Below are 13,830 nucleotides of genomic sequence, written 5' to 3' on the forward strand. Positions count from 1 at the left end.
TGCCGTGGCCGTTCACCAGAGCGGCCGCGGTTTCCTGACGGACGGCCGAAGCGCCGTGACCCATCCATTCGGATCGAGGCGCCGCCCGCGGCTGCCGATCTGCCGGAAGAGCCGCCATGACGACCATCCTGGAAATGCGCAACATCACCAAGACCTTCCCGGGTGTGAAGGCGCTGGACGATGTCAGCCTGAGCGTCGAGGCCGGGGAGATCCACGCCCTTGTCGGCGAGAACGGGGCCGGCAAGTCGACGCTGATGAAGGTGCTGTCCGGGGTCTATCCGCACGGCTCCTATGACGGCGCCATCACCTATCAGGGCGAGGAGTGCCGCTTCTCCGGCATTTCCGATTCCGAACGCCTCGGCATCATCATCATCCACCAGGAGCTGGCGCTGGTGCCGCTCCTGTCGATCGCCGAGAACATCTTCCTCGGCAACGAGCGGGCGACGAACGGCATCATCGACTGGAACGAGACCTTCTCCCGAACCCGCGAACTGCTCGCCAAGGTCGGTCTGAAGGAATCGCCGACGACGCTGGTCACCGATATCGGCCTCGGCAAGCAGCAGCTGGTGGAGATCGCCAAGGCGCTGTCCAAGGAGGTCAAGCTCCTGATCCTCGACGAGCCGACCTCCAGCCTCAACGAGACCGACTCCGAAGCGCTCCTGAAGCTGCTCCTGGAGTTCAAGGCGCGCGGCATTTCCTCGATCCTGATCTCCCACAAGCTCAACGAGATCGCCAAGGTCGCCGACACCATCACGGTGCTGCGCGACGGCAGCGCCGTCTCGACGCTCGACTGCGGTACCGGCACGATCAGCGAGAACGACATCATCCGCGACATGGTCGGCCGCAGCCTGACCGACCGCTTCCCGCCGCGCGAGCCGAAGATCGGCGAGACGGTGCTGGAAGTGTCGAACTGGACGGCGCATCACCCGATCCATTCGGACCGCAAGGTGGTCGACGACGTCAGCCTGCATGTGAAGCGCGGCGAGGTGGTCGGCATTGCCGGCCTGATGGGGGCCGGGCGCACCGAGCTCGCCATGAGCCTGTTCGGCCGCGCCTATGGCGTCAACATTTCTGGCGAGGTGAAGATCGACGGCCGCAAGGTCGACGTCTCGACCATCTCGCGGGCGATCGACAACGGCCTTTGCTACGTCACCGAGGATCGCAAGACCTACGGTCTCGTCCTCGAAGAGACGATCCGGCGCAACATTCCGCTAGCCAATCTGCCGGGCGTCGCCAACGGCATCGTGCTCGATTCCGAGAAGGAGACGGCCGTCGCGCGCGACTATCGCGACCGGGTCCGCATCAAGAGCTCGAGCATCGGCCAGGAGGTGATCAACCTGTCCGGCGGCAACCAGCAGAAGGTGGTGCTGTCGAAATGGCTGTTCGCCGGCCCCGAGGTGCTGATCCTCGACGAGCCGACGCGCGGCATCGATGTCGGCGCCAAATATGAAATCTACGCGATCATCGCGCAGCTCGCCGCCAGCGGGAAGGCGATCATCGTGATCTCGTCGGAAATGCCCGAGCTGCTCGGCATCACCGACCGCGTCTACGTCATGAACGAAGGCCGCTTCGTCGGCGAACTCCCCACGTCAGAAGCCACGCAGGAGAAGATCATGGCGATGATCATCCGCGCCGGGCACCGAAACCGAGGAAACAGCGATGTCTGATCAGGCGACGCAACAGATCGATCTGGAAAAGGACCGGGCCGCACCCGGCGCGTCCTGGGGCTTCGTGCGGCGGCATATGCGCGAATACGGCATTCTCGTCGCGCTCGTCGTCATCATGGCCTTCTTCCAGATCATGACCGACGGCATTCTCCTGAAGCCGATCAACCTGACCAACCTCGTCCTGCAGAACAGCTACATCATCATCATGGCGCTGGGCATGCTGTTGGTGATCGTCTCGGGCAACATCGACCTGTCGGTGGGTTCGGTTCTGGGCTTCGTCGGCGCGCTCGCCGCCGTGATGATCGTCAACTGGGACATGAACTATGTCCTGGCCGGTGTCATCTGCCTGTTCGTCGGCGCGGTGATCGGCGCCATGCAGGGCTACTGGATCGCCTATTGGCGCATTCCCTCCTTCATCGTCACCCTGGCCGGCATGCTGGTCTTCAAGGGCCTGACGCTCTGGCTCCTGGCCGGCCAGTCGGTCGGGCCGTTCCCGCGCGGCTTCCAGCTGATCTCCTCGGGCTTCCTGCCGGACCTCTTCGGCGGCGAGGACATCAACCTGTTGTCGCTGGCCCTCGGCGTGGCGCTGGCCGGGCTGATCCTGTTCCTGGCGGTGCGCGCACGCATGCGCAGCCAGGCCCATGGCGGCGAGGACGAGCCCTTCGCCTTTTTCACGGCGCGGATCGTCATCGTCGTCGGCGCGATCCTCTATCTGGCCTGGATGCTCGCGACCTTCCGGGGCTTTCCGAACGTTCTCATCGTCATGGCGCTGCTGATCGCGCTCTATTCCTTCGTCACCTCGCGCACGACCGTCGGCCGGCGCATCTATGCCCTGGGCGGCAACGAGAAGGCGGCCAAGCTCTCCGGCATCAAGACCGAGCGGCTGACCTTCCTGACCTTCGCCAATATGGGCATGCTGGCGGCGCTGGCCGGCCTCGTCTTCGCCGCGCGCCTCAACACCGCGACGCCCAAGGCCGGCCTCGGCTTCGAACTCGACGTCATCGCCGCGGTCTTCATCGGCGGCGCCTCCATGTCCGGCGGCGTCGGCACCATCGTCGGCGCGGTGATCGGCGCCTTCATCATGGGCGTGATGAACAACGGCATGTCGATCCTGGGCATCGGCATCGACTACCAGCAGGTCATCAAGGGCCTCGTCCTGCTGCTCGCCGTCATCTTCGACGTCTACAACAAGAACAAGGGGTGACCCGGGTGCGCCGCCAACCAGAACCGCCTGCGGCCGGGCCTGACGACCGTCGGCTTACGGGGAGCCTTTCCCGATGACCGCGCCGATCCGGCTCGGCCTTGTCGGCGTCGGCAAGATCGCCCGCGACCAGCACATTCCCTCGATCGGCCGCAACCCGGCCTTCGAACTCGTCGCAACGGCAAGCCGCAGCGCATCTGTCGACGGGGTGGCGCGCTTTGCGACGCCCGCCGAGATGCTCGACGCCATGCCGCAGATCGATGCGGTCGCCCTCTGCGTGCCGCCCCAGGTGCGTCATGCCATGGCGGCCGATGCGCTGCGCCGGGGCAAGCACGTGCTGCTGGAAAAGCCGCCCGGCGCCACCCTGTCAGAGGTCGCGCATCTGGCCGATCTGGCGGAGACGCAAGGCGTCAGCCTGTTCGCCACCTGGCATTCGCGCTTTGCCCCCGGCGTCGCGCCGGCGCGCAAATGGCTTGCCGGACGGCAGGTGCGATCGGTGCGGGTGGAATGGAAGGAAGATGTCCGCCACTGGCATCCGGGCCAGGACTGGATCTGGGAGCCGGGCGGGCTCGGCGTCTTCGATCCGGGCATCAATGCCCTGTCGATCGTCACCGACATCCTGCCGGAGCCGGTCTTCCTGACCGGCGGCGAACTGTCCTTCCCCGAGAACCGCGCCGCGCCCATCGCCGCCTCGCTGCGCTTTGCCGGCGCGTCCGGTGCGGCGATGAATGCCGAATTCGACTGGCGCCAGACCGGTCCGCAGACCTGGGACATCCATGTCGGCACCGATGCCGGCGATCTTCTCCTGTCGTCGGGCGGCGCGCGCCTGTGGATCGACGGGGAATCGGTGGTCGATCAGGCCGAAGCCGAATATGACGGCATCTATGCACGCTTCGCCGAACTGGTGGCGAGCGGCGGGTCCGACGTGGATCTCGCGCCGCTCCGCCATGTCGCCGACGCGTTCATGCTGGGCCGTCATCTGACGGTCGAGCCGTTCCACGACCAACCGAACCGGGAGACTGCATGAACGCCTATTGCGCGGCCGTCGACTGGGGCACCACCAGCTTCCGTCTCTGGCTGCTGGACGCCGCCGGCGAGATCCTTGCCGAACGCCGCAGCGGCGAGGGCATGCTCGCCGCCGGGCCGGACGGCTTTGCCGCCATCCTTGACGCGCATCTGTCGGCCGTCGGCGCAGCCGCCGATCTGCCGGTCATCGCCTGCGGCATGGTCGGTGCGCGCCAGGGCTGGGTCGAGGCGCCCTATGTCGAGACCCCGGCGACCGCCGCTTCCATCGCCGCCAGCGCCTGCCGCGTGCCGGGCCTCGAGCGTTCGGTGCACATTCTGCCCGGCGTCGCACAGCGCAATGCGTCGACGCCGGATGTCATGCGCGGCGAGGAAACCCAGATCCTCGGCCTGCCCGAGCGGGCCGGCGGCGAGGGCGGCCGCGATCTCGTCTGCATGCCGGGCACCCATTCCAAATGGGTCGCGCTGGAGGCGGGCCGCATTGCCGGCTTTGCCACCTTCATCACCGGTGACCTCTTCGCTGCGGTGGCGAAGCACACGATCTTGCGCCATTCGGTGGCCGATCCCGCCGCGCCCTTCGATCGGGCCGGTTTTGCCGACGGCTTCCGCGCCGGGCTGGAATCGCCCGCCGAAGCCACCAACCGCATGTTCGCGATCCGCGCCGGGGGGCTCCTCGATGTCGGTGCGGGCGGCGACGGCGGATCGCAACTCTCCGGCCTCGTTCTCGGCCTCGAATTCGCCGGCGCCCGCAGCCGCTTCGGCGCGACGCCGGCGGTCACGCTGGTGGCCTCCGGGCAGCTCCTCGACATCTATACGGTGGCATGCGAACTGGCGGGCATCGAAGCCGTGGCCGCCGATGCGGACGCGGCGGTGCGCCGCGGCCTCTTCGCCGCCGCCAGGGAGATTCTCGCATGACCGACCTTCGCTCCGCTCTATGGCCGACGCTGAAGCGCGACCTCGTCGCGATCCTGCGTGGCCTGACGCCGGACGATTGCGAGCCGGTCGTCGGAGCGCTGCTGGAGGCCGGCTTCGAGGCCATCGAGATTCCGCTGAACTCGCCGGACGCCTTCACCTCGATCGCCGCCGCGGCCCGCATGGCGCCGGATGGCGTGCTGATCGGCGCCGGCACCGTGCTGACGCCGGACGACACCGACCGGCTGCACGCGGCAGGCGGCCGGCTGCTGGTCAGCCCGAATGTCGACCCGGCGGTGCTGCATCGCGCGGCGGTCCACGGCATGGTGACCATGCCCGGCGTCTTCACCCCGACCGAGGCGCTGGCAGCGGCGGCGGCGGGCGCCTCGGCGCTGAAATTCTTCCCGGCGAACGTCCTCGGGCCGAACGGCATCAAGGCGATCAGCGCCGTGCTGCCCAAGGGCCTTGCGGTGGGCGCCGTCGGCGGCGTCTCGGAAGCGGACTTTGCCGCCTATGGCGCCATCGGCGTCCGGCATTTCGGGCTCGGCTCGTCGCTCTACAAGCCGGGCGACGATGCGGCGACGGTGCGCGCGCGCGCCGACAAGGCGGTCGCCGCCTATGACGCGGCGTTCCCCGCGGGACAGTAGGCGCCTTTCAGCCAACGGCCCCCGGCTCAGACGCCGAGGGCGCGCTTGTCGTCGATAACCTTGCCGTCATTGGGCAGGGCGCCGGCCTCGGCGAAGGCGACCTCGCCGCGGACCCGGCATTCGGCGCGGATCGCCTCGGCCACCGTCTCGGCGAAGGCCGCGCCGCGCTCGGCGCTCTCGATATGCAGCAGCAGCGTGTCGCGCCCGCCATCCTCGCCGACCTCCAGCCGCGCCCGGGCGATCTGCGGGAAGCGCCGGACGATGTTGGCGACCTGGCGCGGATGCACGAACATGCCGCGCACCTTGGTGGTCTGGTCGGCCCGGCCCATCCAGCCCTTCAGCCGGCGGTTGGTGCGCCCGCAGGGGCTCTGCCCGGTCATCACCGCCGACAGGTCGCCGGTGGAAAAGCGGATCAGCGGGTAGGCGGCGTTGAAGGTGGTCACCACGACCTCGCCGACCTCGCCGTCGGGGACCGGATCGCCGGTGCCGGGGCGCACGATCTCCACCAGCGCATCCTCGTCGATCACCATGCCGTCGCCGGGGCCGGCCGCCTCATAGGCGATCAGGCCGAGCTCGGCGGTGCCGTAGCACTGGCGCACCGCGATGCCGCGTTCGGCGTACCATTGCCGCAGATTGGGAAACAGCGGCCCGCCACTGACCAGCGCCCTGGTCACCGAGCTGAGCGCCACGCCGGCCGCATCGGCCTTTTCCAGGATGATCTTCAGGAAGTCCGGCGTCCCGATATAGCCGCCGACGCGAAGCTTCGCGAAGGCCTCGACCTGCGTCTCCGTATTGCCGACGCCGCCCGGAAACACCGCGCAGCCGATCGCGGCGGCAGCGTGATCGAACATGAAGCCCGCCGGCGTCAGATGGTAGGCGAAGCAATTGGCGACGATGTCGCTGCGACGAAAGCCGGCGGCATAAAGTGCCCGGGCCATGCGCCAGTGTTCGTGTTCGGCCTCCGGCTCGACGATCGGGCCGGGCGACAGGAACAGCCGGCGAAAACCGCCGGCGCCGCGCGGCGTCAGCCCGCCAAAGGGCGGACGGGCCTCCTGCATCTCGATCAGGTCGGACTTGTAGAGGACCGGCAGGGCCGCAAGCGCCGCCCGGTTGCCGATGGTGTCGGGATCGATGCCCGCCAGGCTGCCGGCGTAGTGCGGCGAGGTGTCGATCGCATGCCGCAACTGTACGCGCAGCCGCTCGAACAGGTTGGCCTCGCGGGCGGCGGGGGCGCGGGTCTCGCGGTCGTCGAGATAGTCGCTCATGCCGGAGCCTTCCGGGATCGTTCTGTGCAGGTCGGGGGCAGGGCGTGCGGCGCCGTCACAGCCATCTCTTGCGCCGGCGGAAGCTCTTAACGTTCTTGAACGAGCGCCGCTCGCCGCCGCCGAGGTAGAATTCCTTGACGTCCTCGTTGTCGGCGAGCTCGGCGCCGGTGCCGTCGAGGACGATCTTGCCGTTCTCCATGATGTAGCCGTAGTCCGCCGCCTTCAGCGCCATGTTGGCGTTCTGCTCGACCAGCAGGATCGAGATGCCGAGCTCGCGGTTCAGCCGCCGGATGATGCCGAACACCTCCTTCACCAGCAGCGGCGACAGTCCCATGGACGGCTCGTCCATCAGGATCAGCTTCGGCTTGGCCATCAGCGCCCGGCCGATCGCCAGCATCTGCTGCTCGCCGCCCGACAGATAGCCGGCGAGGCCGCTGCGCTCGCGCAGCCGCGGGAAGAATTCGTAGACCTGTTCGATCTCCTCGCGGATATTGGCCTTCGGACGGGTGAATGCGCCGAGCCGCAGGTTCTCGGTGATCGTCATGTCCTGGACGATGCCGCGGCCTTCCATGACCAGGAAGATGCCGTTGCAGACCTTCTGGTCCGGCGACATGCGGGTGATGTCCTGGCCCTCATAGGACACCGAGCCGCGGGTGATGGCGCCATCCTCGGTGTGCAGCAGGCCGGCGATCGCCTTCAGCGTCGTCGACTTGCCGGCGCCGTTGGCACCCAGCAGGGCTGTGATCTGTCCGCGCTTGGCAGCCATCGACATGCCGCGCAGGACGAGGATGACGTCGTTGAAGACCACCTCGACATTGTTGAGGGCGAGAATGTCCTCGGTCGGCGCCGTTGCGGGCTGGGGAGCGGAGAGCGGCTCTGCGACGGTCATGGGGGCGACCCTTTTCGTTTCCCTGGGTGCGGCCGGCCGGGGCGGCAAGCGCCCCGGCCGATGCGGCCGGGCTTACTGGCCGAGCCAGTCGTCGCGGCGCGGCAGGTGGATCTCGGCGATCTCCTTGATCTCCGCCTTGCCGTCGGTCATCGAGCCGGAGTTGATCGCCACGGTCATCAGGCCGCGATGATCCTCGGGCGTCCAGGTCGAGGGCAGGCACACGCCTTCCAGCCCCTCGGGCACCCATTCGCTCTTCTGGTACATGCCGTCACGGATGCCCTTGCCGGTGATGCCGCCATTGGCCTTCGCCCACTCCATGGCTTCCTTCATGTAGTAGGCCGCGCAGACGCCGCGCAGGTAATGGTGGGTCGGCCGGTCCCCGACCTGCCCGCCGCCGTTTTCGAGGATGGTCTTGACCAGAGCCATGCCCGGTACGTCAGCGCCGTAGAACGGCGTCGAGGTTGGGAAGATCAGGTTCTGCGCCTCGGCCGCTTCCACCGTCTGGTAGTCGCCGGCCCAGGGGTTGCCCATGTAGGTCGCCTCGACGCCGACCGTGTTGCAGGACTTGATCAGCGAGACGACCGAGCCGCCGAGATTGCCCATGTAGACGTACTGGGCACCGGTATCCTTGATGGTCAGGCACTGGGCCTTGAAGTCGCCCGGCGCCAGCGGCACCACCACCGGCGGCGCGACGGTCATGCCGAGCTCCTCGGCATAGGCGGCGCAGGCTTCTTTGGGGGCGTTCGGATAGGGATGGTTGTCGCCGGTATGGACGAAGGTCGGGTTGTCGATCCCCTTCGCCTTGGCGTCCTCGGAGGCCCACTGCACCAGCGCCCGGCAGGCGTCGGAATAGGACGGCCCGTAGAAGAAGTTGAACGGTGCCGGCAGCTTGGTATTGGGGTTCTTGCCGCTCGGATCGGTGAGATGCGCCGAATAGGAGCCGGAGATATTGGGGATCTCGTCGCGGGTGATAAAGGTGATCAGCGCCTCGGTGTCGGCGGTGCCCCAGCCCTGCAGCGCGACCATGCCGTTGCCGATCCAGCGCTTGTAGAGCGAGATCGCCTCGGGGACCTTGTATGCGTAGTCGACCGTGTCGAGCTCGACCATGGTGCCGTCGATGCCGCCATCGGCGTTGATCTGCTTGAAGGCGTCGGTCACGCCCGGCGCATACTGCTTGCCGACGAAGGAGGTCGGGCCGGTATAGTCGGCGAGATGGCCGACGAGCACGCTGTCCTGCGCCTGCGCGGTGCCGAGCATGGTGCCGGCGGCAAGCGCCGCGCCGGCCAGGATCTTCAGTTTGGTCATGTCTTCCTCCCGTTCGCGGACTGGTTCGATCCGAAGGCGGCGGTGCCGCGAAGCCCGCCGGACCCGGGGTGCCCCGTCCGGTCTGACGCCGGGTTCGGGGCGGGATGGCTAGTGCGAGAAGGGGAAGAGCTTCCAGCTGGCTCGCATCAGCCGCCAGCGATGGACAAGCCCTTCCGGCTCGAGCACGAGGAACAGGATGATCGCCGCACCCACCGACATCTGCTTGATGTAGGCGGTGCCCTGGGCGATGGCGGGAAACACGTCGGCGAGGCCGTTGGCGAAGATCTCCATCACCTGCGGCAGGAGTAGGATGAAGGCCGCGCCGAGCAGCGATCCCGAGACCGAGCCGAGGCCGCCGATGATGATCATCGCCAGGAACTCGATCGACAGGAGAATGGTGAAGCCCTCACCGGAGACGAAGCCGAGATAGTGGCCGTAGAGGGCGCCGCCGATGCCGGCAAAGAAGCTGGAGATGCCGAAGGACATGATCCGGTAGCGGGTCAGGTTGATGCCCATGATCTCGGCCGAGAGATAATGGTCGCGCACCGCCACCAGCGCCCGGCCGTCGCGGGTGCGGGCCAGATTGGCCACCGCCAGGAAGCAGATCACCACCCAGAACAGGACGAGGTAGAAATAGCGCTCGTCGGTGTTCAGCGGAAAGCCGAACAGGGTCGCAGTCTCGGCGAGCGAGCCGTAGGGGCCGCCCGTGAACCACGCCGCCCGGCCGAAGAAATCCTCCAGGATGAACTGCGAGGCGAGGGTGGCGATGGCCAGGTACAGGCCCTTCAGTCGCGCCGCCGGAATGCCGAAGATCATGCCGACCGCGGTCGTCATAAGGCCGGCCAGCGGGATGGCGATGAGCACCGGAATGCCCTTGGAGGCGATCCAGGCCGAAGCAAAGGCGCCGAAGCCGAAGAACGCGCCGTGGCCGAGCGAGATCTGTCCGGTCATGCCGGTAAGGACGTTGAGGCCCAAAGCGGCGATCCCGTAGATGCCGATCAGGATCATCTGCGACAGGACATAGCCGCCGAAGACCAGCGGCATCAGCGCCACCAGCACGACGAGGGTGACCACCGCCCATTGCTCGAAATGGGTGCGGAACAGCGACTGGTCCGCCTTGTAGCTGGTGCGGAAGTCGCCGGCCGGGCGCGGATTGGGAACGTGGGCCATCAGATGCGCTCGATGTCGGGCGTGCCGAACAGCCCGTAGGGACGGATCATCAGGATCACGATCAGGACGTAGAAGGGCGCGACCTGGTACATGTTGCCGACCTGCAGATACTGGCCGTCGACGAATTCGGCGAGGTTCTCCAGGAGCCCGATGGTCAGGCCGCCGACGATCGCCCCGACGATGGAATCGAGGCCGCCGACGATCACCGCCGGAAACACCTTGATGCCGATGATCGCCAGCGAGTTGGACACGGCGCTGACGAGGCCGATGACGACGCCGGCGATGCCCGAGACCACCGCCGAGATGGCCCAGGCCATGGCGAAGACGCGGCCGACATTGACGCCGAGCGACTGGGCGACCTGCTGGTTGTAGGCGGTGGCGCGCATGGCGAGCCCCCAGCGCGAATAGCGGAAGAACCAGAAGAACATCACCATGACGATGAGCGACAGGACGAGACTCATCAGATAGGCGGTCTCGACGTTGAGGCCGCCGATGGAGACGGTGCTCCGGTCGAAGACCTGCGGGAAGCGCACCGCGTTATTGCCGAAGATCCAGTTCATCAGCGCCCGCATGAAGATCGACAGGCCGATGGTCGCCATGATGACGGAGATCACCGGTTCGCCGACCAGCGGGCGCAGCAACAGCACCTGCACCAGGATGCCGAACAGCGTCATGAAGACGAGGGAGAAGATGAAGGCCAGCCAGAAGGGCAGGCCGAGGGAGACGACGAGGGCGAGGCACACCCAGGCGCCGAGGACGACGAATTCGCCCTGCGCGAAATTCACCACCTGGGTCGATTTGTAGATCAGCACGAAGCACATCGCGACGATGCCGTAGAGCATGCCGACGATGACGCCGTTGATGACGAGCTGGAGAAGGAGTTCGGTGTTCATTCGGCTGCCTCCTGCCTGTGGCCCGCATCCGGCACCAGCGTCTCGATCGGCAACGTCGTGACGATCCGCTGCTTCGAGCCGTCCTGGAAGTGGATCACCGTGTCGACGTCGACGTGGTCGGCGCCGGAATAGAGGCGGGCGATGATGTCCTCGTATTTCTCGGCAATCACGCTGCGCCGGACCTTCTTGGTGCGGGTCAGCTCGCCGTCGTCGGCGTCGAGCTCCTTGTAGAGCAGCAGGAACCGGGCGATCCGCTGCTGGGCGGGCAGCGTCGCATTGACCCGCTCCACCTCGGCGCGCAGGAGGTCGTAGACCTCGCGGCGGGCGGCGAGGTCGGAATAGGTGGTGAAAGAGATCCGCCGCTCCTCCGCCCATTTCGAGATGATCGGGAAGCGGATGCAGATCATCGCGGTCAGATAGTCCCGCCGGTTGCCGAGGATCACGGCCTCGGCGACATAGGTCGAGAATTTCAGCTTGTTCTCGATGAATTGCGGCGAGAAGCGCACGCCCTTGGCGGTCGTCGCCAGATCCTTGATTCGGTCGATGACAACGAGGTGGCGCTTCTCGGTCAGGTAGCCGGCGTCGCCGGTCTGGAACCAGCCCTCGGCATCGAGGCTGGCCGCGGAATCGGCCTCGTTGCGGTAGTAGCCGCTCATCATGTTGGGATGCTTCACCAGCACCTCGCCGAGCCCTTCTGGATCGGGGTCGCGGATCTTCAGCGCGCAGCCGGGCATCGGATAGCCCACCGTCTCGTTGTCGACCTCGCCGTCCTTGTGGATGGTATGGGCGCCCATCGCCTCGGTCTGGCCGTAGAGCTGCTTAAGCGGCACGCCCATGGCCTGGAAGAAGCGGAAGGTGTCGGGCCCCATGGCGGCGCCGCCGGTGGCTGCGGATTTCAGGTTGGTGAAGCCCAGCCGGTCGCGCAGGTGCCGGAACAGGAGAAGGTCGGCGGCGCCCGAATGGCCGCCATGCTCGACCGCGGCCATCCCCTTGGCGACGCCCCAGTCGTAGATCGCCCGCTTCCAGCGCTTGCTGTCCATGATCCGGGCGCGGATGTCGGCGGCGACCGTCTCCCAGACGCGCGGCGAAAACAGGACGAAGGTCGGCCCGATCTCGCGCAGATCGGCCATGGTGGTCTGCTCTTCCTCGGGGAAGTTCACCTTCATCCGGGCAAGGAAGTTCCAGGCGACGGAATACATCTGCTCCATCACCCAGGAGAGCGGCAGCACCGCCACATATTCGTCGTCCGGTCCGCGCGGATCGGCCCGAAGATAGCTGGCCGCATGGCCGATGAAGGCGGTGCCTGTCCACATGGCGAGCTTGGGATGGGCGGTGGTGCCGGAGGTGGTGCACAGGATCGCGACGTCTTCGCCGCGGGTCGCGCCGACCATGTCGCGCCACAGATTGGGGGAGAGGTCGAGCGCGTCCTTGCCGGCCGCCTCCAGCGTCTCGATCGGGATCAGCCGCGGATCGTCGTATTTCCGCATGCCGCGCGGGTCGGTGTAGACGATGGCCACGACGCTCGGGATGGCGTCGCCGAGGGCCAGCAGCTTGTCGACCTGCTCCTCGTCCTCGGCCACGACGATCTTCGGCTGGGCATAGTCGAAGAGGTAGCGGATCTCCTCTTCCAGCGCGTCGCGATAGATGCCGAGGCTCATCGCCCGGCAGGCATGGGCGGCGACCTCGCCCCAGACCCATTCCGGCCGGTTGTCGCCGATCAGCGCGACGATGTCGCCGGGCCCGAGGCCGAGGCCGGCGAAGCCGACGGCCATGCGCGCGACATGCGTCTCGACACTCTCCCAGTCATAGGGCACCCAGATGCCGAATTCCTTCTCGCGCTGGGCTATGGCCTTGGGGTGCAGCAGGGCGTTGTGAGCGAGAAGCTTCGGCAGGGTGTCGAGACCGGCGGCCTGTTTCACCTCCGGCGTGTCGTCCGGCCAAGGCAGCTCCGATCCGCTGATGGCGAGGGGGGCGGTCATGCCGGTTCTCCCGTCTCGGCAGCCAGCGCGTCCAGCGTCTCGTCGTCCTCGCCGAGATAGGCGCGCTTGACGTGTTCGTCGGCCAGCACCGCGTCGGGCGTGCCGGCGGAGATCACCTTGCCGAAATCGAGCACGATCACCCTGTCAGAGAGGTCCATGACCACGCCCATGTCATGCTCGATCATCACGATGGTCATGCCGAATTCCTGGTTCAGCGCGACGACGTAGCGGGCGATGTCTTCCTTCTCTTCCAGGTTCATGCCGGCCATCGGCTCGTCGAGCAGGATCAGCTCCGGCTCGATCGCCATGGCGCGGGCCAGTTCGACCCGCTTGCGCAGCCCGTAGGAGAGGGTGCCGGCCGGCTCGCCGCGCACATGCTGAATCTCGAGGAAGTCGATGATCTCCTCGACCCGCCGTCGCTCGGCCAGCTCCTCGGTGCGGGCGCCGCCGACCCAGTAGGCCATGCCGGTGAAGAGGTTGTTCTTCAGGCGGTGGTGGCGACCGACGAGGATGTTGTCGAGGACACTCATATGGCCGAAGAGCGCAAGGTTCTGGAAGGTGCGGCCGATGCCAAGGCGGGCCCGATCGTTGATCGAGCGCTTCAGCAGCGAGCCGCCCTTGTAGAGGACATCGCCCTCGGTCGGCTTGTAGCGGCCGGAAATGCAGTTGAGCATCGAGGTCTTGCCGGCGCCGTTCGGCCCGATGATCGAGAACAGCTCGCCGGCCTCGACGTGAAAGCTGACATTGCTCAGGGCGCGCACGCCGCCGAAGCGCAGCGAGACATCACGGACCTCCAGGAGGCGTTCGCCTGACGTCACAATTCATCCTCCCGTCGGCCTCTGCCCGCCGACCTGTCCGCGGGGCACCGGCTGCTGCGCC

General features: G+C 67.0%; 12 protein-coding genes. 5 read left to right on the forward strand and 7 right to left on the reverse strand.

Annotation, left to right across the window (positions count from 1 at the left end):
• Positions 1 to 116: 116 nt before the first annotated feature.
• The 5 genes from mmsA (at position 117) to H9Q09_RS15135 (ending at position 5,450) form a co-directional block, all read left to right on the forward strand.
• Entirely contained in the window at positions 117 to 1,667 is a 1,551-nt protein-coding gene (gene mmsA, locus H9Q09_RS15115; protein WP_024351088.1) for a multiple monosaccharide ABC transporter ATP-binding protein, read from the forward strand.
• A 76-nt stretch (positions 1,668 to 1,743) separates the two neighbouring features.
• On the forward strand, positions 1,744 to 2,871 hold the full coding sequence (gene mmsB, locus H9Q09_RS15120; protein WP_246716170.1) for a multiple monosaccharide ABC transporter permease: 1,128 nt from the start codon (positions 1,744 to 1,746) through the stop codon (positions 2,869 to 2,871).
• 73 nt (positions 2,872 to 2,944) lie between these two features.
• Positions 2,945 to 3,895 (forward strand): Gfo/Idh/MocA family oxidoreductase, encoded by a 951-nt coding sequence (locus tag H9Q09_RS15125; RefSeq protein ID WP_187391718.1) that lies wholly within the window; start codon positions 2,945 to 2,947, stop codon positions 3,893 to 3,895.
• On the forward strand, positions 3,892 to 4,806 hold the full coding sequence (locus tag H9Q09_RS15130; protein ID WP_187391719.1) for a 2-dehydro-3-deoxygalactonokinase: 915 nt from the start codon (positions 3,892 to 3,894) through the stop codon (positions 4,804 to 4,806). Before H9Q09_RS15125 ends, H9Q09_RS15130 begins: the two co-directional genes overlap by 4 nt.
• On the forward strand, positions 4,803 to 5,450 hold the full coding sequence (locus tag H9Q09_RS15135) for a 2-dehydro-3-deoxy-6-phosphogalactonate aldolase (protein WP_187391720.1): 648 nt from the start codon (positions 4,803 to 4,805) through the stop codon (positions 5,448 to 5,450). Before H9Q09_RS15130 ends, H9Q09_RS15135 begins: the two co-directional genes overlap by 4 nt.
• A 26-nt stretch (positions 5,451 to 5,476) precedes the next feature.
• On the opposite strand, the gene H9Q09_RS15140 is transcribed toward H9Q09_RS15135, so the two are convergent.
• From H9Q09_RS15140 to H9Q09_RS15170, 7 genes are all read right to left on the reverse strand, one after another.
• Positions 5,477 to 6,715: an AMP-binding protein gene (locus H9Q09_RS15140; protein WP_187391721.1), complete on the reverse strand. Its 1,239-nt coding sequence runs from the start codon at positions 6,713 to 6,715 to the stop codon at positions 5,477 to 5,479.
• Positions 6,716 to 6,770: 55 nt separating this feature from the next.
• Positions 6,771 to 7,604, reverse strand: coding sequence for an ABC transporter ATP-binding protein (locus tag H9Q09_RS15145; protein ID WP_187391722.1), 834 nt, complete (start codon positions 7,602 to 7,604; stop codon positions 6,771 to 6,773).
• Positions 7,605 to 7,676: 72 nt separating this feature from the next.
• Positions 7,677 to 8,909, reverse strand: a complete 1,233-nt coding sequence (locus tag H9Q09_RS15150) for an ABC transporter substrate-binding protein (RefSeq protein ID WP_187391723.1) — start codon at positions 8,907 to 8,909, stop codon at positions 7,677 to 7,679.
• A 108-nt stretch (positions 8,910 to 9,017) separates the two neighbouring features.
• Positions 9,018 to 10,079, reverse strand: coding sequence for a branched-chain amino acid ABC transporter permease (locus tag H9Q09_RS15155; RefSeq protein WP_024351096.1), 1,062 nt, complete (start codon positions 10,077 to 10,079; stop codon positions 9,018 to 9,020).
• Positions 10,079 to 10,972, reverse strand: a complete 894-nt coding sequence (locus tag H9Q09_RS15160) for a branched-chain amino acid ABC transporter permease (RefSeq protein ID WP_024351097.1) — start codon at positions 10,970 to 10,972, stop codon at positions 10,079 to 10,081. The genes H9Q09_RS15155 and H9Q09_RS15160 overlap by 1 nt, the downstream gene beginning before the upstream one ends.
• On the reverse strand, positions 10,969 to 12,951 hold the full coding sequence (locus tag H9Q09_RS15165; protein ID WP_246716165.1) for an AMP-binding protein: 1,983 nt from the start codon (positions 12,949 to 12,951) through the stop codon (positions 10,969 to 10,971). Before H9Q09_RS15165 ends, H9Q09_RS15160 begins: the two co-directional genes overlap by 4 nt.
• Positions 12,948 to 13,769: an ABC transporter ATP-binding protein gene (locus H9Q09_RS15170; RefSeq protein WP_024351099.1), complete on the reverse strand. Its 822-nt coding sequence runs from the start codon at positions 13,767 to 13,769 to the stop codon at positions 12,948 to 12,950. Before H9Q09_RS15170 ends, H9Q09_RS15165 begins: the two co-directional genes overlap by 4 nt.
• Positions 13,770 to 13,830: the final 61 nt, after the last annotated feature.

The organism is Aurantimonas sp. DM33-3 (assembly GCF_014334315.1).
GTDB classification, from domain to species: domain Bacteria; phylum Pseudomonadota; class Alphaproteobacteria; order Rhizobiales; family Rhizobiaceae; genus Aurantimonas; species Aurantimonas coralicida.